General features: G+C 40.7%; 25 protein-coding genes and 1 riboswitch. Of the genes, 23 read left to right on the forward strand and 2 right to left on the reverse strand.

Annotation, left to right across the window (positions count from 1 at the left end; translation table 11 throughout):
• Positions 1–212 precede the first annotated feature (212 nt).
• From pflA to QM870_RS03745, 6 genes are all read left to right on the forward strand, one after another.
• Complete coding sequence (gene pflA, locus QM870_RS03720; RefSeq protein ID WP_031574308.1) at positions 213–1007, forward strand: pyruvate formate-lyase-activating protein; 795 nt, start codon at positions 213–215, stop codon at positions 1005–1007.
• A gap of 124 nt (positions 1008–1131) precedes the next feature.
• On the forward strand, positions 1132–2067 hold the full coding sequence (locus QM870_RS03725) for a manganese-dependent inorganic pyrophosphatase (protein WP_003005572.1): 936 nt from the start codon (positions 1132–1134) through the stop codon (positions 2065–2067).
• Positions 2068–2130: 63 nt separating this feature from the next.
• Entirely contained in the window at positions 2131–2643 is a 513-nt protein-coding gene (locus tag QM870_RS03730; RefSeq protein WP_414368669.1) for a YiiX/YebB-like N1pC/P60 family cysteine hydrolase, read from the forward strand.
• Positions 2644–2913: 270 nt separating this feature from the next.
• Positions 2914–3615, forward strand: a complete 702-nt coding sequence (locus QM870_RS03735) for an MBL fold metallo-hydrolase (RefSeq protein ID WP_070662499.1) — start codon at positions 2914–2916, stop codon at positions 3613–3615.
• The gene (locus QM870_RS03740) at positions 3615–4193 is read left to right on the forward strand and encodes a TetR/AcrR family transcriptional regulator (protein WP_070662496.1); all 579 of its coding nucleotides are present in this window, start codon (positions 3615–3617) and stop codon (positions 4191–4193) included. Before QM870_RS03735 ends, QM870_RS03740 begins: the two co-directional genes overlap by 1 nt.
• A 190-nt stretch (positions 4194–4383) precedes the next feature.
• Positions 4384–5034 carry a DUF1803 domain-containing protein gene (locus QM870_RS03745; RefSeq protein WP_414368672.1) on the forward strand — a complete coding sequence of 217 codons (651 nt, stop codon included), beginning with the start codon at positions 4384–4386 and terminating at the stop codon, positions 5032–5034.
• A gap of 38 nt (positions 5035–5072) precedes the next feature.
• Here QM870_RS03745 and QM870_RS03750 read toward each other — a convergent pair whose 3' ends face one another.
• A complete protein-coding gene (locus QM870_RS03750) occupies positions 5073–6518 on the reverse strand; it encodes a UDP-N-acetylmuramoyl-L-alanyl-D-glutamate--L-lysine ligase (protein WP_414368674.1) in 1446 nt (481 codons plus the stop codon).
• An 87-nt stretch (positions 6519–6605) separates the two neighbouring features.
• Here QM870_RS03750 and QM870_RS03755 point away from each other — a divergent pair, with 87 nt between their 5' ends.
• The 15 genes from QM870_RS03755 (at position 6606) to QM870_RS03825 (ending at position 24296) form a co-directional block, all read left to right on the forward strand.
• Positions 6606–8234 (forward strand): putative polysaccharide biosynthesis protein, encoded by a 1629-nt coding sequence (locus tag QM870_RS03755; RefSeq protein WP_151190837.1) that lies wholly within the window; start codon positions 6606–6608, stop codon positions 8232–8234.
• A gap of 407 nt (positions 8235–8641) precedes the next feature.
• On the forward strand, positions 8642–9739 hold the full coding sequence (locus QM870_RS03760) for a cystathionine gamma-synthase (protein WP_003005364.1): 1098 nt from the start codon (positions 8642–8644) through the stop codon (positions 9737–9739).
• Between the two features lies 1 nt (position 9740).
• Positions 9741–10904: a MalY/PatB family protein gene (locus QM870_RS03765; protein WP_414368676.1), complete on the forward strand. Its 1164-nt coding sequence runs from the start codon at positions 9741–9743 to the stop codon at positions 10902–10904.
• Between the two features lie 35 nt (positions 10905–10939).
• Positions 10940–11097, forward strand: a riboswitch (M-box (ykoK) riboswitch).
• A 207-nt stretch (positions 11098–11304) separates the two neighbouring features.
• Complete coding sequence (gene mgtA, locus QM870_RS03770; RefSeq protein ID WP_118095452.1) at positions 11305–13965, forward strand: magnesium-translocating P-type ATPase; 2661 nt, start codon at positions 11305–11307, stop codon at positions 13963–13965.
• A gap of 219 nt (positions 13966–14184) precedes the next feature.
• Complete coding sequence (gene upp / locus QM870_RS03775; RefSeq protein ID WP_003005574.1) at positions 14185–14814, forward strand: uracil phosphoribosyltransferase; 630 nt, start codon at positions 14185–14187, stop codon at positions 14812–14814.
• A 128-nt stretch (positions 14815–14942) separates the two neighbouring features.
• Positions 14943–15533: an ATP-dependent Clp protease proteolytic subunit ClpP gene (gene clpP / locus QM870_RS03780; protein WP_021153673.1), complete on the forward strand. Its 591-nt coding sequence runs from the start codon at positions 14943–14945 to the stop codon at positions 15531–15533.
• 277 nt (positions 15534–15810) lie between these two features.
• Positions 15811–16089: a DUF2129 domain-containing protein gene (locus QM870_RS03785; RefSeq protein ID WP_003013098.1), complete on the forward strand. Its 279-nt coding sequence runs from the start codon at positions 15811–15813 to the stop codon at positions 16087–16089.
• Between the two features lie 108 nt (positions 16090–16197).
• On the forward strand, positions 16198–17355 hold the full coding sequence (locus tag QM870_RS03790) for an ABC transporter substrate-binding protein (protein ID WP_023918808.1): 1158 nt from the start codon (positions 16198–16200) through the stop codon (positions 17353–17355).
• An 81-nt stretch (positions 17356–17436) separates the two neighbouring features.
• The gene (locus QM870_RS03795) at positions 17437–18306 is read left to right on the forward strand and encodes a branched-chain amino acid ABC transporter permease (RefSeq protein ID WP_049515409.1); all 870 of its coding nucleotides are present in this window, start codon (positions 17437–17439) and stop codon (positions 18304–18306) included.
• Between the two features lie 3 nt (positions 18307–18309).
• On the forward strand, positions 18310–19257 hold the full coding sequence (locus QM870_RS03800; protein WP_048689708.1) for a branched-chain amino acid ABC transporter permease: 948 nt from the start codon (positions 18310–18312) through the stop codon (positions 19255–19257).
• Entirely contained in the window at positions 19257–20021 is a 765-nt protein-coding gene (locus QM870_RS03805) for an ABC transporter ATP-binding protein (RefSeq protein ID WP_003005595.1), read from the forward strand. The genes QM870_RS03800 and QM870_RS03805 overlap by 1 nt, the downstream gene beginning before the upstream one ends.
• Entirely contained in the window at positions 20021–20731 is a 711-nt protein-coding gene (locus QM870_RS03810) for an ABC transporter ATP-binding protein (RefSeq protein WP_414368679.1), read from the forward strand. Before QM870_RS03805 ends, QM870_RS03810 begins: the two co-directional genes overlap by 1 nt.
• A gap of 467 nt (positions 20732–21198) precedes the next feature.
• On the forward strand, positions 21199–22041 hold the full coding sequence (locus QM870_RS03815; RefSeq protein ID WP_239683636.1) for an Rgg/GadR/MutR family transcriptional regulator: 843 nt from the start codon (positions 21199–21201) through the stop codon (positions 22039–22041).
• A gap of 209 nt (positions 22042–22250) precedes the next feature.
• The gene (locus QM870_RS03820) at positions 22251–23489 is read left to right on the forward strand and encodes an MFS transporter (protein WP_049516198.1); all 1239 of its coding nucleotides are present in this window, start codon (positions 22251–22253) and stop codon (positions 23487–23489) included.
• A gap of 150 nt (positions 23490–23639) precedes the next feature.
• Positions 23640–24296, forward strand: a complete 657-nt coding sequence (locus QM870_RS03825) for a CBS domain-containing protein (protein ID WP_414368681.1) — start codon at positions 23640–23642, stop codon at positions 24294–24296.
• 41 nt (positions 24297–24337) lie between these two features.
• Here QM870_RS03825 and QM870_RS03830 read toward each other — a convergent pair whose 3' ends face one another.
• Complete coding sequence (locus QM870_RS03830) at positions 24338–25225, reverse strand: YitT family protein (protein ID WP_254727188.1); 888 nt, start codon at positions 25223–25225, stop codon at positions 24338–24340.
• 149 nt (positions 25226–25374) lie between these two features.
• Here QM870_RS03830 and tmk point away from each other — a divergent pair, with 149 nt between their 5' ends.
• Both tmk and QM870_RS03840 read left to right on the forward strand, forming a co-directional pair.
• Positions 25375–26013, forward strand: coding sequence for a dTMP kinase (gene tmk, locus QM870_RS03835; protein ID WP_205011643.1), 639 nt, complete (start codon positions 25375–25377; stop codon positions 26011–26013).
• The gene (locus QM870_RS03840) at positions 26010–26903 is read left to right on the forward strand and encodes a DNA polymerase III subunit delta' (RefSeq protein WP_414368684.1); all 894 of its coding nucleotides are present in this window, start codon (positions 26010–26012) and stop codon (positions 26901–26903) included. The genes tmk and QM870_RS03840 overlap by 4 nt, the downstream gene beginning before the upstream one ends.
• The last annotated feature ends 4 nt before the right edge of the window (positions 26904–26907 follow it).

Below are 26907 nucleotides of genomic sequence, written 5' to 3' on the forward strand. Positions count from 1 at the left end.
GTTTTATAAGAAAGATCTAAAAAAGGAGTCGCTGGCTCCTTTTTTTTCTCCTAAAATACAGGACAGATAGTCCCATATTGGAAACTGTACTAGAACAATGAAAACTACTGAAAAGAACAGTTTCTTTTCAAAAAGAAGCTTCAACTCTTTAAAATAGATGGAATCGTGATATAATAAAATCATAAAACGTTTTCAAGAGAAGAGGTTCCTCAATGGAAAATGAAACAGTTGACTATGGAAAAGTAACAGGAATGGTACACTCAACAGAAAGTTTTGGTGCAGTAGACGGGCCTGGGATCCGTTTTATTGTCTTTCTTCAAGGCTGTCAAATGCGGTGTCAGTATTGCCATAACCCGGATACTTGGGCTATGGAAACCAACATGTCTAGAGAACGAACAGTAGATGATGTATTGGAAGAAGCCCTCCGCTATCGTGGATTTTGGGGTCAAAAAGGTGGAATCACGGTCAGTGGTGGAGAAGCCCTCTTACAGATAGACTTTTTGATTGCCCTCTTCACCAAGGCTCAAGAGTTGGGTATTCACTGCACGCTCGATACCTGTGCTCTGCCTTTCCGGAATACGCCTCGTTATTTGGAAAAATTTGACCGCTTGATGGCAGTGACAGACTTGGTGCTTCTGGATATCAAGGAAATCAATGATGAACGTCACAAAATTGTGACCAGCCATACCAATAAAACGATTTTAGCTTGTGCCAAGTATCTATCTGATATTGGAAAACCAGTCTGGATTCGTCACGTTTTGGTTCCTGGGCTTACAGACCGAGATGACGACTTGATCGAGCTTGGAAAATTTGTTAAAACCCTTAAAAATGTCGATAAATTTGAGATCCTGCCTTACCATACTATGGGGGAATTCAAATGGCGTGAATTGGGCATTCCGTACAAATTGGAGGGTGTGAAACCACCGACAAAAGAACGGGTCCAAAATGCAAAAGATTTGATGGAAACAGAAAGTTACCAAGATTACCTGAAACGGGTCAAAGGATAAAAAGTATAGACAGTTGGTCACTCCAGCTGTCTTTTCTATTGAAATGCACAACTATTCCCTTTCTTTAAATGGCAAAACGTGCTAAAATAGAGTGAATCTATAAATGAAATAAAGAGGTAGAAACATGTCAAAAATTCTCGTTTTTGGTCACCAAAATCCTGACTCAGATGCTATCGGCTCATCTGTAGCTTTTGCTTATCTTGCAAAAGAAGCTTATGGTTTGGATACAGAAGCAGTGGCTCTTGGAACTCCAAATGAAGAAACAGCTTTCGTATTGGACTATTTTGGTGTGGAAGCACCACGCGTCATCACATCAGCTAAAGCAGAAGGTGCAGAACAAGTCATCTTGACGGACCACAATGAATTCCAACAATCTGTTTCAGATATTGCTGAAGTAGAAGTTTATGGTGTAGTGGATCACCACCGTGTGGCTAACTTTGAAACTGCCAGCCCACTTTACATGCGTTTGGAACCAGTAGGATCAGCATCTTCTATCGTTTACCGCATGTTTAAAGAACACGGTGTAGCAGTGCCAAAAGAATTGGCAGGTTTGATGCTTTCAGGTTTGATTTCAGATACTCTTCTTTTGAAATCTCCAACAACACACCCATCTGATAAAGTGATTGCGCCAGAATTGGCTGAATTGGCTGGTGTCAACTTGGAAGAATACGGTCTTGCCATGCTCAAGGCTGGTACTAACTTGGCAAGCAAATCAGCAGAAGAATTGATCGACATCGATGCCAAGACTTTTGAATTGAACGGAAACAACGTTCGTGTGGCTCAAGTGAATACAGTTGATATCGCTGAAGTCTTGGAACGCCAAGCTGAAATCGAAGCAGCCATCCAAGCAGCAAATGCAGCTAACGGATACTCTGACTTTGTCTTGATGATTACAGACATCGTCAACTCAAACTCAGAAATTTTGGCTCTTGGTGCTAACATGGACAAAGTTGAAGCAGCCTTCAACTTCAAACTTGAAAACAACCATGCCTTCCTTCCAGGTGCCGTTTCACGTAAGAAACAAGTGGTACCTCAATTGACAGAAAGCTTTAATGCTTAATGATAAATGGGGAAACCCATTATTAAAAAGGAGTTTCGACTCCTTTTTTGCTAGGAGAAGATCATGTTAGAAAATGGCGATTTGATTTTTGTAAAGGGCCTGTCAGATATGGGACAGGCCATCCAGGCATCAACTGGAAACTACAGCCATGTGGCTATCTTTTTGGACGGATTCATTTATCATGCCACTGTAGAAGGTGGCGTCCTTTCCCAGTCCCCTGAGGATTTCTTTGAAGCTGGAAAAGTCTATGACCTTTATCGCTATGTGCAGATTGATTGTCTAGAGGTCAAAAAGCGGGCAGAAAACCTTTTAGGGTCTCCCTACAATGCGTCCTTTTATCCAGATGGAGATGGTTTCTATTGTTCCCAATTCATCGCTGAACTACTTCCTATCTTTGAAACCATTCCCATGAAGTTTGGAGATGGGGAAGAGGAGATTAGTCCGTTTTGGCTGGATTACTACAAGGAGCTTGGTCTAGCTGTTCCTTTAGATCAGCCCGGGACCAACCCGAGTCAGTTAGCCCAATCACCACAGCTACAGTTTAAAGAAAGGTATTTGGAGGATTTGGATTCGTGAAACAACAATCTGAATCTTTGATACAGTTTATAAGAGTTACATCAAACTAAAGAAAAATAATATTTTAATCCTTTCCTCACAGCGGAAAGTCTCGATATATTATTTTCTGATTTTAAAAATATGTTCTACGTTCGAATACAACTTGTAAAAGTTGTATTTTTTTCTAATATCCTCTGGATGTTTCTTGTTTAGACAGATAAAATATGATATACTTCACAAAAAAACTAACCACTGGTTAGTTTTTGCTGGAATTCAAAGGAGGAAGTAAATATGTCTTTCTTGTATCGTTTATTAACACGTACAAAACAAATCAGTCCACATATAAGAAAGTTTGAGTTCGAATTGGGTGTTTTTGTTGTCAGCATATGGCTAGTTGAATCATCTGGTCGCTTTTATGTGATTGATACGGGAATGCGAGGAATGGAGAAGTACGCTGCCCAGTTTTTACTCCCACAAAAAATTGAAGCAATTTTTCTGACCCATGGACATCCAGATCATATCAAAGGTTTGCCCTATCTTAGACAGCACTTTGGGAACATCCCGACTTTAATCAGTGAGAAGGAATTCCCCTATATTTCAGGCAAAGAACCTTTTCCTAATAGAAAAGAGACGGAAAAAGTGATTTTTGATCCGGCTACTTTTATAACTGTTGAGAGTCAAGAAGGTCAAGACTTGATAAGTAGTGCAGGACTAAAACCCCTATTTTCTCCTGGTCATTCCCCTGGTCATGTTGTTTATTACCATGAAGAGGATCAAGTTTTAATTGCTGGAGATCTTTTTACAGCTACGAGAAATGGAAAGTTGCGTCCACCAATGAAAGGATATACAGCAGATATGAGACAGGCTTTAGCTAGTGGTGAAAGAATTCTCAAGGATTATTCACATGCACTTGTTAGTGTTTGTCATGGCAGTGAGGTAAAAGATGCCGTACGAGATTTTGAGGCATCGGATGGGTTTAAAGGGAGTTTGTAATGGCAAAGGATACAAGATCTAGAATTATCAGGGCAGCCGAGGAAATTTTCCGAAAAGAACCTTACCAGAAGGTGGGAATTAGGCAGATTGCTCAAGCTGCAGGATGTTCACATACAGCTATATATCAGTATTTTAAAAAGAAAGAGGATATATTATATGCAGTAGCGGAAAAACCGTTAACTCACCTCTATCATACTTGCTTAGAAATCAGCCATTCCAAGCAGAATGATAAGGAACGTCTGCTTCAAATCTGTCAAGTATACGTGGATTTTGGGTTTAGAGAATGTAATTTTTATGAATTATTGATTTTTTACCGTGGAGAGCATGAAGATTCAGGCGATTGTTCGCAACCGTTGATGCAATTGAGAATGAAAAGTTATCGTTTATTGGAAGAAGCTATTGATGTCTTTTTACCGAGAGACTTATCTGATGCAGAAGCGCTAAATATTCGTAGTGGAATCTTTATTTTTTTACATGGCCTAGTGAGTATCTACAGTAGGGACAATGAAGAATGTCCAGAACGCATTAAGCAACTACTGACTGATTTTATTTCTTTTAAAATAATAGAAATGAAATGAGTTGGAATAACTTATGGGGCTTCTACAGTAAACTTGGATTGAAAAGACTAAGTCCTTTTATTGCCTTATTTTCCCCTCTTGCCTGCCTATCTATAAATTGAAGATTTTGTCCTTTGGTATTGATTTCGCTTAAACTAATTTTTATGTTACAATAAGAACAAACCGATAAAACAGTAAACGAGACCTATTCATGATTACAATCATTAATCCCACACGTTTGACACGTCAGCCATTTTTCAAGGACTTGATCAACTATTTGGACCAGCACGACGATGTGATCCTGCGGCAAATTAAGGCCCAATTTCCGGATCAACCAGTGGATAAGCTGATGGAGGAGTATATCAAAGCGGGCTTCATCCTTCGAGAAAATAAACGCTACACTCTCAATTTGCCTTTCTTAGAGTCAACTGATCGAGTTGAACTGGATCAAGAGGTCTTTGTTCGAGAGGACAGTGCAGTTTATCAAGAATTAAAAGCCAAGGTCTTCCAAACAGAACTCCGCAACACGACTAATGCAGCAATTCTCATAGAGGAGACTGACTTCGAACGACATGCACAGACACTTTCCAATTACTTCTACAAGGTGAAACACCAATACCCTTTGACGGAGGATCAAGAAAAGCTTTATGCCATCTTGGGAGATGTTAATCCCGAGTATGCTCTCAAGTATATGACTAGCTTTTTGCTCAAATTTCTCAAAAAAGAAGTAGTCCAGCAAAAGCGCAGAGATATCTTTGTCGATAGTTTAGAAGTCTTAGGCTATATCCGCAAAAATGATGAAGGCAAATATGAATTAGCAGTGGACTTGGATAAGGAAAGATTGATGTTTATCAAACAATAAACAAGGCTAGGAAAACTTCCTAGCCTTGTTTCGTTTAATTATAGATAACGTTCAGCGATGGTAGCATCACCTGGATACTCTTCTTTTACGCCATTGACGATTTGGTAGCAGTCCGCTCCTTTTCCGGCGATAATGACGGCATCTTCAGGCTTGCTGGTTGTTGCCATAGCCACTTGAATGGCTTCTTCGCGATCTGCGATTTTCTCAACAGGGCGCGTGATGAAGCTGCTAATCTCTTCAGCGATAGCCAAAGGATCTTCATAGTTGGGATCATCCGCAGTGAGGAAGACTTGGATTTCAGGATGGTCTTCTAAGAGTAAGCCAAAGTCTTTGCGGCGGCTCTCTCCTTTATTCCCAGTTGATCCGAGAACTAGTGAAATGGTCCCCGTTTGATGGGTTTCAACAACTGATAGCAGTTTTTTCAAGCTATCTCCATTATGGGCATAGTCGATGAAAACCTTGGCTCCATTTTGCTGAGTCAAGACTTCCATTCGGCCTGGAACGCGCGTCTTAGCAATCCCTTTTTGGATATCCTCGAGGCTCGCACCTAGACGAAGACAGGCAAGACCTGCTGCTACAGCATTTTCTTGGTTGAAGTGACCAATCAGTTGGATATCGTAGTCGCCTGCTAGCTTACCAGTTGCTGAGAAGCTGAAAGCTTTGGAGGTTTCAATTTGATTCTCAGACTGGCTTCCATAAAAATCGTGGTCTTGGCTCGCGACTTGGTCCGCTAAAACTTGGAAATGATCCATATCGCTATTGATGACAACGGCTTGGCTATTCTTCATGAGAAGACGTTTGTGGTAGAAGTAATCCTCAAAAGTTGGGTGTTCAATCGGTCCAATATGGTCAGGACTGATGTTGAGAAAAACACCAACGTCAAAGGTCAGACCGTAAACCCGTTTCACCAGATAAGCTTGACTGGAAACTTCCATAATCAGGTGGGTCCGATCATTGGCTACTGCCTCAGCCATCATGGCAAAAAGATCCAAGCTCTCTGGAGTTGTCAGGGTCGATTTAAAGAAGTTTTTACCATCCAGTGTTGTATTCATGGTCGACAGCATAGCTGGTCGGTGGCTTTGTTCCAAAATATGGTAAGCAAAGTAGGCCGCTGTTGTCTTTCCCTTAGTCCCTGTGAAAGCCAATAGTTTTAATTGTTTTTCAGGGTGTCCATAAAACTCCATGGCGATTAAGCTCATGGCCTGTTTGATATCATTGACGAGGATGGCAGGAATACCAACTTCATAATCTTTTTCAGAGACGTAAAAGCCGAGTCCATTAGAAATAGCCTGTTCCAGGTATTCTTTTTTGAAGTTGGCCCCTTTAACAAAAAAGAGGGTACTAGCAGAAACCTTACGGCTATCATAGCTAATAGCATCAAAACTTGTTCCTTCTAGATGGTAGTAGTATTCACCATTTACTAGAACTTCTCGGAAATTTTGGTCTTGTTTTAAAATGTTGAGGGTTTGTTCAATTGTAATCATAAAACTATTGTAAACCGAAAGTCTGAATTTTACAAGTAACATGGAAAAGTTTATAATGAAGAGAAGAAGAAACGAAAGAGGACGTTTATGAGTCACGAACAAAATGACCAGCAAGCCCAGATGCTACGCGGGACTGCCTGGATGACAGCCAGCAACTTTATCAGCCGTTTGCTAGGAGCTGCGTATATTATTCCTTGGTATATTTGGATGGGAAAATATGGACCACAAGCCAATGGTCTTTTTACAATGGGATACAATATCTATGCTTGGTTTCTCTTGATTTCGACAGCCGGAGTACCCGTAGCTGTTGCTAAGCAAGTAGCCAAATACAATACCCGGGACCAAGCGGATCATAGCTTTGCTTTGATTCGGGGCTTCTTGAAATTTATGGGAATTCTAGGCCTTGGATTTGCCATTCTCATGTATCTTTTGTCTCCTGTCTTTGCGAGTCTTTCAGGTGGGGGAAAAGAGTTGATTCCGATCATGCAGAGCCTTTCTTGGGCTGTCTTGATCTTTCCTTCGATGAGTGTCATTCGGGGATTTTTCCAAGGTTTTAACAACATGAAGCCTTACGCCATTAGCCAGATCGCTGAACAAGTGATCCGGGTCATCTGGATGTTGCTCACGACCTTCTTCATTATGAAGATTGGCTCAGGAGACTATGTGCAGGCTGTGACGCAGTCGACCTTTGCGGCCTTTATCGGTATGGGAGCGAGCCTGTTGGTGCTCTTTTATTACCTTGCAAAGACAGGCTTGCTCTCTTCTATTTTTAGAAAGCAAGAGGGAAGTGAAGGGATTGATACTCGGGCTCTCTTGATCGATACGATTCGTGAGGCCATTCCTTTTATTATCACTGGTTCCGCCATTCAGCTCTTCCAAATTGTTGACCAGATGACCTTTATCAATGTCATGTCTTGGTTCACAGACTATAGTCAAAAGCAGCTCTTGGTCATGTTTAGTTATTTCTCTGCTAATCCAAACAAAATCACCATGATCTTGATTGCGGTAGCGACTTCGATTGGGGGAGTTGGGATTCCTCTGTTGACAGAGAATTATGTGAAGGGGGACCTAAAAGCAGCTGGGAAGCTCGTACAGGATAACTTGACCATGTTGCTAGCTTTCTTGCTTCCAGCCACCTTTGGTGCAGTAGCAGTCGCAAAACCACTTTATACGGTTTTCTATGGGCAACCAGATGGCTTGGCCTTAGGACTCTTCATCGTAGCGATGTTGCAGACCGTAATTCTCGGTCTTTACACGGTCTTATCCCCAATGATTCAAGCCCTCTTTCAAAATCGCAAGGCCATTCGCTACTTCCTCTATGGGGTAGTGGTGAAATTGGTCCTACAAATTCCATTTATTTTGGTCTTTCGTTCTTATGGGCCACTTTTGTCAACGACCATTGCCTTAATGGTCCCAATCGTTCTCATGTATCTAGAGATCCAAACCATCACTCAGTTTAATCGCACCATCGTCTTCAAGCGGACCTTGCTTGGTTCTATCCTGACTATGGTGATGCTACTTGGAGTCTTGATCGCCGGTTTGATTTTGGGCTGGATTTTCCCACCAAATGGCCGTGTATCGAGCATGATTTATATCATCGTCATTGGCGGATTAGGAGTTGCTATTTATGGAGCCTTAGGATTATGGCTACGGTATTTTGACCGCTTTATCGGAGGTCAAGCTGCACGTCTCAGACAAAAATTCCGGATTAAATAAATCAAAGGCTGGACATTTATGTCCAGTCTCTGATTGAGGACAAAGTTATCTTAAAAACTTTCCTTAAGTGAGTACGGACGTCAGCGAACTTCCTTGAAGTTCCTAGACTAATTATTGAGCCTAAGGTCTCAATAATTCCGAGTGCCTGAAACTGAATTGTTTCAGGCACTTTTCTCACAGCGGAAAGTTTCAGTAGATGATTGAATAATTCTAACAAATAAATTTTTATAGAATTTATTCGATTTGTAAAGAAGAACTGTTTGTCTATACTCTCAGGCTGGACATTTATGCCCAGCCTTTTCTTATAGTTTGAAACTATAGCTAGGTCTTGAAAATGGGAAAACCGCTCTCCTCATAATAGTGATAAAATAGTAATCAGTTAGATTGAATGTTTATCGGAGGGTAATATGAGTAAAAAACGCAATATCAATACGATTTTGGCACAGGCAGGAATCAAGTCGGATAAAGCAACGGGAGCTTTGACGACTCCTTTGCATTTCTCTACGACTTACCAACACCCAGAATTTGGTCAGTCTACAGGTTTTGACTATACCCGTACGAAAAATCCAACACGCGCAACAGCTGAGAAGACTTTGGCAGCTATCGAAAGTGCAGACTATGCTTTGGCGACAAGCTCTGGAATGTCAGCCATTGTGCTTGCTTTTAGCATTTTCCCTGTTGGTTCAAAAGTCTTAGCCGTTCGTGACCTTTATGGCGGTTCTTTCCGCTGGTTTAACCAACAAGAGCAAGAAGGTCGTTTCTCTTTCACCTATGCCAATACAGAAGAAGAACTGATCCACCATCTAGATCATGATCCGGTGGATGTCCTCTATATTGAAACACCAACCAATCCATTGATGTTGGAATTTGATATTGCTCATTTAGCCAAATTGGCCCATGCAAAAGGTGCCAAAGTCGTGGTGGACAATACTTTCTATAGCCCGATCTATCAACGCCCGATTGAAGAGGGAGCGGATATTGTTCTTCATTCAGCAACCAAGTACCTAGCTGGTCACAATGATGTCTTGGCTGGTGTTGTCGTGACAAATGATGCAGACTTGTATGACAAACTCTTTTACAATTTGAACACGACAGGTGCTGTTCTTTCCCCGTTTGACAGCTATCTGCTGATCCGTGGTCTCAAAACTCTCTCTATCCGGATGGAGCGCTCTACAGAGAATGCCCGCAAGGTGGTCGAGTTTTTGAAAACCTCCCCTCAGGTCAAAGAAGTCCTTTACACTGGAAAAGGTGGAATGGTCTCCTTTAAAATTCAAGATGAGAAAAAAATTCCTAACTTGTTGAATTCCCTTCAAGTCTTTACCTTTGCAGAAAGTCTTGGCGGAGTTGAAAGCTTGATCACTTATCCTACCACCCAAACTCACGCGGACATTCCTGCAGAAGTTCGTCATTCATACGGTTTGACAGATGATCTTCTTCGGTTGTCCATCGGAATCGAAGATGCGGATGATTTGATTGAAGATTTGAAACAAGCATTGGAGGCTTAAGATGACCAAATATGATTTCACGACTTTACCGAATCGCTTGACCCACCATACCTACAAGTGGAAAGAAACAGAGACCGATCCAGAAATCATTCCAGCTTGGATCGCGGACATGGATTTTAATGTCATTCCAGAAGTACGAGAAGCGGTTATCGGCTATGCAGACCAAATGGTCTATGGCTACACCTATGCATCGGATAGCCTCTACCAGTCTATCCTTGATTGGGAAAAAGAAGAGCATGGCTATTCCTTTGACAAGGAAGCTGTCGTCTTTATCGAAGGCGTTGTTCCAGCCATTTCAACAGCTATTCAAGCCTTCACCAAGGAAGGGGATGCTGTCTTAATCAATACACCGGTCTATCCTCCATTTGCCCGAAGTGTCAAACTCAATCGTCGAAAATTGATCGAAAATTCATTAGTTGAAAAGGATGGTCTTTTCCAAATTGATTTTGATCAGCTGGAAAAAGACATTGTGGAGCAAGAGGTTAAACTCTATGTTTTGTGTAATCCGCACAATCCTGGAGGCCGTGTATGGGATCGTGAAGTCTTGGAAAAAATCGGCCACCTCTGTCAAAAACATGGTGTCCTTCTCGTTTCAGATGAGATCCACCAAGATTTGGCCTTGTTTGGCCACCGTCATACCAGCTTTAACACGGTTGATCCAAGCTTTAAAGACTTCAGTTTGATCTTAACCAGTGCAACCAAGACTTTCAATATTGCAGGAACAAAAAATTCCTATGTGGTCATTGAAAATCCAAAGCTTCGTACGGCTTTTAAACAACGGCAATTGGCTAATAACCAACATGAAATCTCAGGCTTGGGCTATATTGCAACAGAAGCGGCTTATCGCCATGGTAAACCTTGGTTGACAGAGCTCAAGCAAGTCTTTGAAAAACACATCGACTATGTGGTAGATGAATTGCATGAAAAGACCAAAATCCGTGTCATGAAGCCCCAAGGAACCTATCTTCTTTGGTTGGACTTTTCAGCCTATCCTTATAGCGATGATGAGCTGCATGCTAAAATTCATGACCAAGCCAAATTGATTTTGAACCGTGGAACAGATTTTGGAAAAGAAGGAAACTTGCATGCCCGCCTCAATGTGGCAGCTCCATTCACCCTCATTGAAGAAATCACCAAACGCTTGGTGGAAACTTTTCACAAATAAGTGTTGACTTTCTGTAAGTGAAGGAGTACAATAAACTCGAAATACGGTAGGTGAGGCTACCACAAGGATACGGATGACTACCGCAAAGCAGTGGAGACACTACTCGTTGGTCAACAGTCCTGATCGCAAAGGTCAAGACTAAGCTCATTTCATTGCCTTGCGGAGCTAAAGCTTGGACGGTCAGTTTTTTGAGAGTTTTGATTGAAAAATAAATGACGAGTTTCATGAGTCCTACCGATCGAGGGTAGGACTCTTTTTTATGACTTACCAAGAAAAGAGAAAGGAGAGAGCTATGATACAAATCGATGATCATCCCGAACCGCACCGAACCAGCCAATCGCTGATTTGTGTCGTAGGGACTCTAAAAGTGATTGGCTCCTGATTGAAAAAGGAGATACCAATGCAAACAAATAAAGAAAGACTCATTGCTGCTCTTCAAGAACCACTTGAAAGCACCTTTGCCACCTACAAAACCAGTGCCCTTGGTTTAGTTGACGATCAAGTAGAAGAAAACCGCGATATTTATGGCGAAAATGTCATCACAAAAGGTCAAGAAGATTCTATGATCAAAAAGATCTATGAATCGATCATCAATCCTTTTACAGTGATTTTGTTGGTCATTGCGCTGGTTTCCTTCATCACTAATGTCTGGCTAGCAAAACCAGGTGAACAGGATCCAACGACCTCCATCATCATTGTGACCTTGGTCTTGATCTCTGGTGGTATCCGCTTCATTCAAGAATTGCGGAGCGACAAAGCAGCTAGCAACTTATCACGTATGATTGTCAATACAGCGACCGTTCTGCGTGATGGATCGGAACAAGAAATTCCGATCGATGAAATCGTCGTAGGAGATGTGATCAAACTAAGTGCCGGCGATATGATTCCAGCAGATGTGGTCTTGATTGATTCCCGTGACTTCTTTGTCCAACAATCTGGCCTCACAGGGGAAAGTGATGCTGTTGAAAAGGTTTGTCTCAGAAAAGCCGACAGTCAAAATCTAGATAGTCTCTTGGAGAGTGAAAGCTTGGCCTTCATGGGAACCAATGTCATCTCCGGACGGGCGACAGCCTTGGTCTTGGTCGTGGGGGATGAAACCATGATGGGTGCTATTGAGCAAACCATCAACACCTATGACGAACCAACCTCATTTGAGAGAGAAATGAATACCATCTCTTGGCTCTTGATTCGGCTCATGTTAGTGATGGTGCCCGTTGTCTTTGTGATCAATGGCCTAACAGATGGTGACTGGTTAGAAGCGGGTGTCTTTGCCCTCAGCGTTGGGGTTGGTTTGACTCCGGAAATGCTGCCGATGATTATTACAGCGAGTCTTGCTAAGGGCTCCATCATCATGGCAAAAGAAAAAGTCGTTATCAAAAAACTCAATGCCATCCAAGACCTCGGCGCTATCGATATTTTGTGTACTGATAAGACAGGAACCTTGACCCAAGATGAAATCGTTTTGGAGTATCCGCTTGATATCCATGGCGAGTTGGATCTATCAGTCCTTCGCCGGGCTTACTTGAATTCCTATTTCCAAACCGGGCTAAAAAATTTGATGGACCGAGCGATTATCAATCGGACCCAGAAAGAAGCCAAGAAACATGAAATTGTTCGCGACCTGGATCAAACCTTCCATAAGATTGATGAATTGCCCTTTGATTTTGAACGTCGTCGCATGAGTGTCATTGTCAAAGACGAAGACGGTGTGGTCAGCATGGTGACCAAGGGTGCCTTGGAAGAAATGCTTTCTGTATCGACTTATGTTGAGTACAAGGGAGAGATTAAACGCCTGACAGATGAAGTCCGTCAAGAGGTCCTCGCTGAAGTTGCTCAATTAAATGAACAAGGTCTTCGTGTATTGGGCGTCAGCTACAAAACCGACTTGGACGAAAATGACATCTTTAGTGTTGAAGATGAACGAGACATGATCCTAACTGGTTACCTGGCCTTTCTTGATCCACCAAAACCTTCTGCAGCTCCAGCGATCAAAGCTCTTGCAGAATATGGGGTAACCACCAAGATATTAACTGGAGACAATGAAAAGGTCACCCAAGCTGTCTGTGAAAAAGTAGGACTAGATGTCGAGCGGATTCTTTTGGGAAGCGAAATCGATACGATGACAGACCAAGAGTTAGCACAAGTTGTGGAAACAACAACGGTCTTTGCCAAATTATCACCAGATCAAAAAGCGCGGATCATCCTCTGTCTCAAGAACAATGGCCACAAGGTGGGTTACATGGGAGATGGGATTAACGATGCTCCATCCATGAAAGTCTCAGACGTTGGGATCTCCGTGGATACCGCTGTGGATATTGCCAAGGAAACAGCAGATGTCATCCTTCTAGATAAGGACTTGATGGTTCTTGAAAAAGGCTTGGTCGAAGGCCGCAAGGTCTATGCCAATATGACCAAGTACATCAAGATGACGGTCTCTTCTAACTTCGGGAACATCTTTTCTCTGCTCTTTGCCAGCATCTTTTTGCCTTTCCTTCCAATGGCTCCCGTTCATTTGATTGTGCTCAATCTTATCTATGATCTTTCTTGTATCGCCCTTCCTTTTGACAATGTCGACAAGGAATTCCTCAAGAAACCTCGTATCTGGGAAGCAAACTCTATCATGCGTTTTATGGCCTGGATTGGTCCCATTTCATCTGTATTTGATATTATTACCTACATGCTTCTTTACTTCCTTGTTGTTCCTATGATTTTAGGTCATGGCTACAACCATGGAGCAGCAGATGCAGCAGCCTTTATCATGGTGTTCCAAACTGGATGGTTTATCGAATCCATGTGGTCTCAAACCATGGTTATCCATATGTTGCGTTCACCAAAACTGCCATTTATCCAAAGTCGTCCAGCCTTCTCAGTCGTGGTGACGACTCTAGCAGCAGCCTTCTTTGTAACCTCCCTTCCATATAGTCCTTTGGCTTCTATCTTGAAGTTGAGCCAACTAAATGGATTGTACTTTGTTCTATTGTTTGCTATTATCGTCCTCTATATGCTGAGTGTGACGGTTGTCAAACGTATCTATATTAAGAAATACAAAGAATGGTTGTAATTGATTGATAGAAAGAGTGAGTCCGAACTTAAAAAATTAAGTGTAAGGGCTCTCTTTTTTTTGTAAAATTTGGTATAATAAGAAGAATGTAAAGTTGGAAATGAAGATTTCCATGTGCTGTGAGTATCAAAGAGGGACTGAAAGAAAGAGTAGAGCTTGACTCCACTTTTATCATAGTTCTTTTTTGAAAAATAACAGCTTAGAAAGAAGGATCTCAAAATGGGAAAATTAGAAGTTATTACACATCCACTGATTCAACACAAATTGTCTATTCTCCGCCGCACGGATACCTCTACGAAGGCCTTTCGTGAATTGGTAGATGAAATTGCTATGTTGATGGGCTACGAAGTGTTGCGTGAATTGCCTCTTGAAGATGTTGAAATTGAAACTCCTATTACTAAAACCGTTCAAAAGCAAATCGCAGGGAAGAAATTGGCTATTGTCCCAATTCTTCGTGCAGGGATTGGGATGGTCGATGGTCTCTTGAGTTTGGTACCAGCTGCTAAGGTTGGCCATATCGGGATGTACCGTGATGAAGAAACCTTGAAACCAGTTGAATACTTGGTGAAATTGCCAGAAGATATTGATCAACGTCGTATCTTTGTAGTAGACCCGATGCTTGCTACGGGTGGATCCGCTATTCTAGCGATTGATTCCTTGAAAAAACGTGGCGCTAGCCATATCAAATTTGTCTGCCTAGTATCAGCGCCAGAAGGGGTGAAAGCTCTTCAAGAAGCTCACCCAGATGTTGATATCTTTACAGCAGCCCTCGATGATCATTTGAATGAACATGGCTACATTGTTCCTGGTCTTGGAGATGCAGGTGACCGTTTATTCGGTACCAAATAAGAAACCATTCATGATTCGTCCGAAAGGTGCTTAAGATTTGACCTTTTTTGACCATTGGTTTATAATAGCACATATACTTTGAACCTCACGAATCGTGAGAATGAATGGATACTAAAGGAGAAGAATAGATGATTCCAGTAGTTATTGAACAAACCAGTCGTGGAGAACGTTCTTACGATATTTATTCCCGTCTGTTGAAAGATCGAATTATCATGGTAACAGGACCAGTTGAGGACCAAATGGCTAACTCCATTATCGCTCAATTGCTCTTCTTGGATGCCCAAGATAATACAAAAGATATCTATATGTATATCAATACCCCAGGTGGCTCTGTCTCAGCAGGTCTCGCCATCGTAGATACCATGAACTTTATCAAGTCAGATGTCCAAACCATTGTTATGGGGATGGCAGCATCTATGGGAACTATCATTGCTTCAAGCGGTGCGAAGGGCAAACGCTTCATGTTGCCAAATGCCGAGTACATGATTCACCAACCAATGGGTGGTACTGGTGGTGGTACCCAGCAAACCGATATGGCGATTGCAGCAGAACACTTGCTCAAAACACGGAATAACTTGGAAAAAATTCTTGCGGAAAATTCAGGTCAATCCATTGAAAAAGTGCATGCTGATGCGGAGCGAGATAATTGGATGAGTGCACAAGAAACGCTTGAATATGGCTTTATTGATGAAATCATGGCCAATAATAAATTGGGCTAAACCATTCTATGGGAAGGTCCGTCAAGAGGCTGGGACAAAAGTCCTAGCCTCTCAATTATTTTTGGATTGTCGAGCAAAACGCAGTGGTTGAGTGGGCTCTACTACGCTGATTTCATCAGCTTTTACAGCCCTACTCAACTGTGCGGAGGTGGGACGACGAAATCGAATTCTAACGAATTACCGATTTCTGTCCCACTCTCTTTTTTGCTCTCATAAAAGAGTAGTTCTTTTTCTTGAAATTTGATATACTAGTAACAGAACGAGAAAGGGATTGACCATGTTTGAGAAACAAGAAAGAACAGGCTTAATTGTTAAATTGTATTACAATCGCGACGGGAAAAAATTACAATCAGTCGGAGATGTCTTGTACCATTCTAAGAAATGCCGTTATGTCCAATTGTATGTGGACAGTGACAAGGCCGATCAAGTCATGGAAGACTTAAAGAAAGAACGTTATGTCAAAAAGGTCTTGCCTTGCCATCTCAAAGATTTAGATACAGATTTTGTGGGGAGTTTACAACGATTGGAGACCCCATCTGTGGTCACAGAAGGATAGAAAACGCAATCATTTGATGGATTGCGCTTTTTTTATTGACAATTGTCAGATAATTCGGTATATTCTTAATGTATTTAATTTAAGATTCATTTAAGGAGATCATTACAAATGAAGAAAAAATTTGCTCTTTCATTTTTAACCATTGCAAGTGTCGCTCTTCTTGCTGCTTGTGGTGAAGTTTCTACTTCAGGTTCAAACACAACTGGTAACGAAATCGGCAAGGAACTAAAAGTCGGTTTTAACTTTGAAAAAACTGGTGAAGTAGCAGCCTACGGTAGCGCTGAACAAAAAGGTGCTCAATTGGCCGTTGATGAAATCAACGCTAAGGGTGGAGCTGACGGTAAGAAGATCGTTGTCACAGATAAAGATAACAAATCTGAAACAGCTGAAGCAGCTACAGTCACTACAAACCTTGTCACTCAATCAAAAGTGAACGCTCTTGTAGGACCTGCAACTTCAGGTGCTACTGCAGCAGCGGTTGCCAACGCTGGTAAAGCAGGTGTTCCATTGGTCACACCATCAGCAACTCAAGATGATTTGACAAAAGGTCAAGATTACCTCTTCCGTGCAACCTTTATCGATAGCTTCCAAGGAAAAATCATTGCTAAATACACAACTGATAACTTGAAAGCGAAGAAAGTCGTTCTTTACTACGATAACTCATCTGACTATGCGAAAGGGATTGCTGAAGCCTTCAAGAAATCTTACAAAGGTGAAATCGTAGCAACAGAAACATTCCAATCTAAGGATACAGACTTCCAAGCTGCCCTTACAAAAATCAAAGATAAAGACTTCGATGCGATTGTTCTTCCAGGTTACTACACTGAAACTGGTAAGATCGTAAACCAAGCGCGTGGTATGGGAATCAAACAACCAATCATTGGTGGGGATGGATTTAGTGATGCTAAATTCGTTGAACAAGCAACACCTGCTGCAGCTACAGACATCTACTACGTAGCTGGATTCTCTACTGAAGGTGAAATGACTGATAAAGCCAAGAAATTCGTAGAAGCATACAAAGCGAAATACAATGAAGAACCTTCAATGTTCGCTGCTTTGGCTTATGATTCAGTTTACATGGTTGCCGAAGCATCTAAGGGTGCTAAGAACTCTGTCGAATTGAAAGATAACCTTGCGAAGTTGAAAGACTTGGAAGGTGTGACTGGTACAATGTCAATTGACAAGAACCACAACCCGGTTAAATCAGCTCTTATGATTGGCTTGAAAGATGGTAAAGTCAAATCAGTTGAGTCTGTTAAACCATAATTATCATTTGTTGTTTGTACAAGAGGCTGGGAGAATAAAAATTCCTGGCCTCGCTCTTTATTGTTAGAAAGGATGGTTCAAATGCTCCAGCAATTAGTGAACGGTCTAATCTTGGGAAGTGTCTATGCACTCTTGGCCCTTGGTTATACCATGGTGTATGGAATTATCAAATTGATCAACTTTGCCCATGGGGATATCTACATGGTAGGTGCCTTTATGGGGTATTTCTTATTGAATTCATGGAAAGTGAACTTCTTTGTAGCCTTGCTTCTAGCCATGGTTGGGACAGCTATTTTAGGGGTTGTGATTGAATACCTGGCTTATCGTCCGCTTCGTCATTCGACTCGGATTGCTGCCTTGATCACAGCCATCGGTGTCTCCTTCTTGCTTGAATATGGGATGGTCTTCTTTGTAGGTGCTAATACCCGTTCCTTCCCTCAAGTTATTCACACGGTTCGTTACAACTTCGGTCCCATTTCCATCTCCAACATTCAGTTGATGATCTTGGGAGTGTCTGTTTTCTTGATGGTCGCTCTTCAATTTATTATCCAAAAGACAAAGATGGGGAAAGCCATGCGTGCTGTATCTGTCGATAGTGATGCGGCTCAATTGATGGGGATTAACGTAAACCGTACCATCAGCTTTACCTTTGCTTTGGGATCAGCCTTGGCAGGTGCTGGTGGTGTCTTGATCGGTTTGTATTACAACTCGATTGAACCTTTGATGGGAATGACACCAGGGATCAAAGCCTTTGTCGCAGCCGTTCTTGGAGGAATCGGAATCATTCCAGGTGCGGCCCTAGGTGGATTTGTTATCGGTTTGTTGGAAACCTTCGCTACAGCGATTGGTCTTTCAGACTTCCGTGATGCCATTGTATATGCCATCTTGATTGTGATCTTGCTTATCCGTCCTGCAGGTATCCTCGGTAAAAATGTGAAAGAGAAGGTGTAAGCCATGAAACAAAATTTAAAAGTGAATTTAGTCTGGCTTGGTCTTTTGGTCGCAGGTTTTGCCTTGATCCAAGTCTTGGTTGCAGCGGGTGTGCTCAACCTCTTCTATATCCAAATTTTAGAACAAATCGGGATTAACATTATCCTTGCAGTTGGCCTGAACCTCATTGTTGGTTTCTCAGGTCAATTCTCACTCGGACATGCCGGATTTATGGCCATTGGTGCCTACTCTGCTGCTATTCTTGGTTCTAAATCACCAACCTACGGTGCTTTCTTTGGCGCTATGGTTTTAGGGGCCTTGATTGCAGGTCTCGTTGCCTTGATCGTTGGGGTTCCAACCCTTCGGTTGAAAGGGGATTACCTTGCGATTGCGACACTTGGGGTTTCTGAAATTATCCGGATCTTGATCGTCAATGGTGGTACTCTAACAAATGGTGCCGCTGGGATCCTTGGTTTACCAGCCTTTACAACTTGGCAATTGGTTTACCTCTTTGTCGTGATTACAACGATCTTTACGATTAACTTCTTACGCAGTCCAATTGGGCGTTCTACCCTTTCTGTTCGTGAAGATGAAATCGCAGCAGAATCTGTTGGGATTAATACGACTAAGGTTAAAGTCATTGCCTTTGTATTTGGTGCGATCACAGCGGCGATTGCTGGATCTCTTCAAGCTGGCTTTATCGGTTCTGTTGTTCCTAAAGATTACTCTTTCACCAATACCATTAATGTCTTGATCATTGTCGTGTTTGGTGGTTTGGGATCAATGTCAGGAACAGTTGTAGCAGCTATCGTCTTGGGGATCTTGAACATGGTGCTTCAAGACTTCTCAAGTGTCCGTATGATCATTTACTCATTGGCTTTGATTCTCGTAATGATCTTCCGTCCAGGTGGTCTTCTAGGAACATGGGAATTCAGCTTGAAAAAACTACTCTCAAAAAAGGAGGCTAACTAATGGCACTTCTTGAAGTAAAAAATTTAACAAAAAACTTTGGTGGTTTGACAGCCGTTGGGGATGTGACCATGGAACTCAATGAAGGGGAATTGGTTGGTTTGATCGGACCCAACGGTGCCGGTAAAACAACCCTCTTCAACCTCCTAACAGGGGTATATGAACCAAGTGAAGGGACCATTACCTTAGATGGTCAGCTACTAAATGGTAAAGCACCTTATAAAATCGCTGCAGGTGGTCTGGGACGGACTTTCCAAAATATTCGTCTCTTTAAAGACTTGAGCGTTTTGGACAATGTCTTGATTGCCTTTGCCAATCACCACAAACCACATGTCTTTGCTAGTCTTTTCCGCTTGCCAAGCTATTATAAGAATGAAGAAGCTTTGAAAGCAAAAGCTCTTGAATTGTTAGCCATTTTTGGTTTGGAAAAAGAAGCAGATACTTTGGCCAAGAATTTAGCTTACGGACAACAACGTCACTTAGAGATCGTTCGTGCCCTTGCTACAGAGCCAAAAATCCTCTTCTTGGATGAACCTGCTGCAGGAATGAACCCTCAAGAAACAGCAGAATTGACCCAATTGATCCGTCGCATTCAAAAAGAATTCAATATTACGATCATGCTGATCGAACACGATATGAGCTTGGTCATGGAAGTAACCGAACGGATTTATGTATTGGAATACGGTCGCTTGATTGCCCATGGTACGCCAGATGAAATCAAGACAAACAAACGCGTAATCGAAGCCTATCTTGGAGGTGAAGCCTAATGTCTATGTTAAAAGTTGAAAACCTCTCCGTACACTACGGCATGATCCAGGCTGTCCGAGATGTCAGCTTTGAAGTCAATGAAGGAGAAGTTGTTTCTCTTATCGGTGCCAATGGTGCTGGGAAAACCTCTATTCTTCGTACCATTTCAGGTTTAGTGCGTTCAAGTGCTGGGAAAATTGAGTTTTTGGGGCAGGAGATTCAAAAGGTTCCGGCTCAAAAGATTGTAGCTGCAGGACTCTCTCAGGTTCCAGAAGGCCGCCACGTCTTTCCAGGCTTGACCGTTATGGAAAACTTGGAAATGGGAGCTTTCTTGAAGAAAGATCGAGAAGAAAATCAAGCTAACTTGAAGAAAGTCTTCTCACGTTTCCCACGTTTGGAAGAACGGAAGAACCAAGATGCCGCTACCCTATCTGGTGGGGAACAACAAATGCTCGCAATGGGTCGTGCCCTCATGTCGACGCCAAAACTCTTGCTTTTGGATGAACCTTCTATGGGATTGGCCCCAATCTTTATCCAAGAAATCTTTGATATCATCCAAGATATTCAAAAACAAGGAACAACCGTTCTCTTGATTGAGCAAAATGCCAACAAGGCCCTTGCCATCGCGGACCGCGGTTATGTTTTGGAAACAGGGAAAGTCGTTCTTTCCGGAACAGGAAAAGAACTCTTAGCCTCAGAAGAAGTCCGCAAGGCTTACCTTGGTGGATAAGATTTCTAAAGTTTGTTTGAAAGGAAAAGATAGCGAAACCTTTCTTCGTATTGATGACAAAGAAAATTTAGAAACTTTCCTTAGGTGAGTACGGACGTCAGCGAACTTCTACGAAGTTCCATGACTTAGTTTTGAGCCTAAGGTCTCAAAACTCCCGAGTGCTTGAAACAATCTTGTTTCAAGCACTTTTCTCACGGCGGAAAGTTTCAATATACTCCCAAATGATTCAAAAAATAGCATAATTTCTATTATGAAGAATTATTAATCTTATATTATAGGAAAGATAGTTTTACAATATTCGAAAGAAAGGTCCTGAAGGCCTTTCTATTTTCATTTTTACTGGCTGAGATTTTTTCTTAGTAAAATAATTTAAAATATATAATTTCCTTTATTAATTTGGTAAAATAAACGTAATTACTAATGACTGAAATGGATTATAAGTTATGCATATAGATCGAAAAATTCAATTGGGTGAATTATATAAGGAACTAAGAATTGCCAGAGGCTTAAAACAAAAGGATGTTGCTAGGAAAGGATTGAGCATAGCACAATTGTCTAAATTTGAAAATGGGCAAACGATGTTAAGTGCTGATAAATTATTAATAGCGATAGAATCAATCCACATGACTTTTGAAGAGTTTGGCCATAAATTAAATAATTATGAATTACCTAAAGATATTATTTTAGGTAAGAAGATATCCACTTTATTTTTGAAACAGGATATTAAAGGATTAGAGTATCTATTAACCGAAGTATTACAGAGTGAAGAGACGGATCGATATCAAAGAATTCAGTCATTCATTATTGAAAATGCGATACATTCATTAGATCAAAATTATGAAATAAATATAGAAGATAGAAAAGTATTGGTAGATTATCTATTTTCAATTGAATCTTGGACATGGTTTGAATTATATGTATTTGGAAATACAATGACTTTAATTTCAGATGAAGATCTATTATTTTTTGGGGATCAGCTTGCGGAAAGGACTAAAGATTATAATTTTCTTAAACACAATTTAAGTTCTTTAAAATTAACGTACATAAATTTAATTGGTGAATTAATTTTAAGAAAAATTGATACTCAAGTTCCATTGTTTATACTCGAGCTAGAAAAGCTTCTTTTCCCATATGATATGCTAGAAATCATGTTGTTAAAATTTTTAAAATTAGTAAATGGTTATTTAAAGTCAAAAATTTCTAAAAAGGAAATTAAACAGTTTATAGAGTCTCTTCGAGTTGTTGGTGATAGTCAACTGATTAATATTTTAGAGGTGAAATTGGACCAGTTTGGGATACATATAAATTAGGCAAAAGATTAGATGTATGAGATAGGATATTTCATATTTGAAACTCTGTTAAATATTTAAAATTTAGTAGTAAACTATATTTAGATATAACAATTAAATCCTTCGATATTTTGTTAATTCATATAGAAGAATAAAATAATTCTAATAATAAATATTTTTATTAGAATTTAAGTCATGTCTATTAAGTATCTACTAAGAAGGTATTGCAGATGAAAGTCTTTTTTAGAAATATTTTTTTTAGGAATCTGGTGTTGTCTAGTTTCTTCGATGATTTAGGATCAACTATTTATAATCTTGTTTTTGTGGTTTTTGCAGCAAGTATGGCGAATAGTAAATTGGCGGTTGGTGTAGCGAGTTTTATACAATATATTCCAACGATTTTTGCTCTTTTTATTGCAATGCAGGCTGACAAAACAAAGAATAAGAAATTGTGGTTGCTATTATTAGGATATATACAAGCAGTATTATTTATTATGGTTGCGTTCTTATCGAAAGAAAATTCATGGCTAGTTTTCTCAATTGTATGTTTCATTAACATCCTATCAGATTGTATTGCAGAGTACAGAAGAGGCCTAGTGTTACCTATGTTTCAGTCCCACATTCCCGAAGAAGAACTGATGGAAGCGTACTCTTTTGATCAAGTAATTAGTCAAATAACTTTGATTTCTGGTCAAACTTTGGGAGTTTGGTTACTAACGATTTCTCATAATAATTTCTTCTTTTTAGCTACAATAAATGCTATAAGTTTCTTATTATCATCGATGGTGTTGCTTAAAATTCAAAGACAATTGACACATCCAGAAGTTAATTATTCACCAGAAAATGGGTTTATCTCACAAATTAAGAACCTTTACAAAAATAGTAAAAGTATATTTAAATATCAAGAGAAAGTACGTTTTGGTCTAATGATTTTTTCAATTTTAGGATTAAATTCGCTAGGCGGTGCTATTTTAATAATGTACAATTTGAAATTTACAGAAATAACTCCCTTTGGTTTATCTTTTGCTCAGTCGGTGTTTTTACTTCAAACAATATTATTTGTTTCAGCCCTAATTGGTGGAATGACCCCTAATGATTATTTTTCTAAGCTTTCACTTATTAAAATACTTCAAATAGATAGTGGATTATTAATTTTAATAGGAATATGTGGTTGGATAAATGGTTTGGAAATTATTTCCTTTAGTGTGTTGGCATTTATGATGTATCTTAGTAGTAAGGTAAATCCCAAATTAAATAGTCTATTAATGGCAAAACTTCCACCGGAAATTCTTGCACAAACTAGTAGTTTTTTTAAGGTTATATCAGTATTATCAATGCCATTAGCAACTATTTTGTTTACAAGTTTATCCATTTGGAACTTTCAGTTTGCTTGGGGTGCATTCATATTATTATCTATTGTGGTATTTGTACTTTCCTTATTTTCTAATAAATCGGTTACTAGTGACTAAGACTAGTTTGCAAGATTTAAATGTTGAATAAAAAGGTACGTGTGTTTGATTTTTCTAAATTTTGAAAACAAGAGAAAACTGCTGAAAGCGTTTGAAATCATCCTTAAAATCAAGTATAATAAAACTAGTAAAAGCATAGGAGAACTTGTTATGGCTGTTAAAGATTTTATGACACGTAAAGTGGTTTACATTAGTCCAGATACTACAATTGCCCACGCGGCAGATTTGATGCGCGAACAAGGCTTACACCGTTTGCCAGTCATTGAAAATGATCAATTAGTTGGCTTGGTGACAGAAGGTACGATTGCAGAAGCAAGTCCATCTAAAGCAACAAGTTTGTCTATTTTTGAGATGAACTATCTGTTGAACAAAACCAAGGTCAAAGATGTGATGCTTCGTGATGTCATTACCGTCTCAAAATTTGCAAGCTTAGAAGATGCGACCTACCTCATGTATAAGAACAAGGTGGGAATTCTTCCAGTCGTGGACAATGAGCAAGTATCCGGTGTCATCACTGACCGTGATATTTTCCGTGCCTTCCTTGAAGTGTCCGGTTATGGAGAAGAAGGAGTCCGTGTACGCTTCGTGACGGAAGATAAGGTTGGCGTTCTAGAACAAATCATTCACTTGATTGTAGAAGAAGGGTATAACATCGCCAATACAGTCAATATCCCAACCAAAGACGATCGTGTCGTCATCGAAGTTCAAATTGATGGGGTGACAGATCTAGAAGGGATCCGTAGTAAATTTGAATCCAACGGTTTGAAAGTCGATGAAATCACTCGAACTAGCGCAAAAGCTATTTAATAAAAAATCAGGCTGGATGATCATCCAGTCTGATTTTTCTATTAACGAGTAATGGGTTGTTTTTCTCTATCTAAAGTGAAGCCTTCGCCGAGAATTTCATGGGCTTCGGAAATAGTGATAAAGGCGAATGGATCAATACGATTGATGATGTCTTTCATTTGTTTCATCTCATTCCGCGAAACGACACAGTAGACGATATCCAGGTCCTTACGGCTGTAATAGCCCATCCCACGGATAAAGGTAATCCCGCGACCCAGATCGTCAGATACCTTTTGGGCAATTTCTTCTGGTTTAGATGTAACGATGAGGAAGCCTTTTCCAGCAAAACCACCTTCTCCAATCAAGTCGATCACCAGGGTGTCAATCAGGATGAAGAAGAGAGTATACATGGCGGTACGGACATCTTGGAAGACTACGACAACAGTTGTCAGAACAATGGCATCTACAATCAACATGAGTTTTCCCATACTGAGGGAAGTGTATTTATTAAAGATGCGAGCGAGGATATCTGTTCCTCCAGTAGTTCCTCCAGCATTGAAGATGATCCCTAGCCCCAAACCAAGGACAACCCCTGAGGCAATACAGGCAAGCAGAATATCTCCTTTAAAGGCGTCAAAGATGAAGTGATGGTAGCGGTGGCTGAGGGGCATGGCTTCAAAAATAGCCATCCAAGCCGAAACCGAAAAGGTCCCCAGTAAGCTCAGATAAAGAGATTTCTTGCCCAGCAGTTTCCAAGCCAAAACGAAGAGAGGGATATTGATCAGCAAGTTCATGATGGATACAGGGATTTTGAAAAGGTAATAGGTGATCAAGGTAATCCCTGTCGCTCCTCCTTCATAGAAGTGAAAGGGAATGACTAAAAAATAGATCCCAAACGAAAAAATGCCGGCCCCAAAAATGATAGCCAGAATATCTTTAAATTTAAACATGATAGGTTGTCTCCTAAAACTTTATAAGAATATTGTAACAAAAAAGTGAAAAAATGAAAATGACTTTGAAAAATTTTCTCTCCTAAAATACAAGATTTTTACCCTTATTTTTGGTAAAATAAAAAGAAGAAAAACAGAAAGAGGATACTATGGTAAACGGTACATTAATTTCATTTGAAGGTCCAGAAGGAGCGGGAAAATCATCGGTCCTAGAAGCCATTTTGCCTCTACTTGAAGAAAAAGGAATTCCTTTTATTACAACCCGTGAACCAGGTGGTGTCGACATTGCCGAAAAGATCCGCCAAGTCATTTTGGATCCAGACCATACTAGTATGGATGCCAAGACCGAGTTGTTGCTCTATATTGCTAGTCGCCGGCAGCATTTGGTAGAACGTGTCTTGCCAGCTCTTGCAGCTGGGAAGGTTGTCTTGATGGACCGCTTTATTGATAGCTCGGTGGCTTACCAAGGGTATGGTCGCGGTCTGAGTGTGGAAGACATCGAGTGGCTCAATCAATTCGCGACAGATGGTCTTAAGCCAGATCTAACCCTTTACTTTGATCTGGATGTCGAAGAAGGGCTCGCACGAATTGCGAAAAACCAAGAGCGGGAAGTCAATCGTTTGGATTTGGAAGGATTGGAGCTTCACCAAAAAGTTAGACAAGGTTATTTGGCCTTGTATGAAAAGGAACCAGAGCGCATCGTGAAAATCGATGCCAGTCAATCTTTTGAAGCGGTCTTTACGGATGTCTTGGCTGTTTTAGAAAATCGCTTGGGGACATTGAAATGAATCTAGAAGAGATCCAACAGCTCCAGCCAGAATTGGTGGAGCGCTTCACCCATATTCTAGAACACAAACAGCTCAGTCATGCTTATCTTTTTACAGGTTCTTTTGCCAGTTTTGAGATGGCCCTCTTGCTAGCTCAAAGTCAGTTTTGCGAAGATTTGCAGGGAGTCTGGCCTTGTGGAAAATGCCGGTCCTGTCGCTTGATTGCTGAAGAAGAATTCTCAGACGTGAAGATCGTGCGTCCAGTCAACCAGATCATAAAGACTGATCGTATTCGCTCGCTGGTTCAAGACTTTTCTCAATCCGGGTTTGAAGGAAGTCGGCAGGTCTTTATCGTCCAAGATGCGGACAAGATGCACACCAATGCAGCGAATTCTCTCTTAAAGGTTATGGAAGAGCCCCAGAGTGAGATCTATCTCTTCTTGTTGACATCCGATGAAAACTTAATTTTACCGACCATCAAGAGTCGGGCCCAGCAGGTCCATTTTCCAAAAAAGCAAGCCTACCTTACCGAACGTCTAGAAAAAGAAGGTTTGATTAAATCGCAGGCAAGTCTAGTAGCTCGATTTAGTTTTAGTCTTAAAGAGGCAGAGCAGCAAAAAAAGAATGCTACTTTTTTTGAGTTGGCTAAAGTTTGTGATCAGTTCATCGAACGTTGCCAATCCAATTTGAATCGTGCTTATTTGGAAGTGACCCGCTTAGTGAGCCTAGCAGATGATAAGGAAAAACAAAGCCAGGCCTTTCGTTTGATGGAGTTGGCTTTAGAAGAGCAGTTGCGCTTGAGTAGATCTCAGCAGTTGCTTGAGAAATTGAGTCTTGCTCGCAGGATGTGGAAGGCCAATGTTTCTTTTCAAAATGCTCTAGAATATATGGTTTTGAGCTTAGAAAGTTAAGGAG

Origin of the sequence: Streptococcus parasanguinis (assembly GCF_047463195.1) — a bacterium.
In the GTDB taxonomy this organism is placed as follows: Bacteria; Bacillota; Bacilli; order Lactobacillales; family Streptococcaceae; genus Streptococcus; species Streptococcus parasanguinis_R.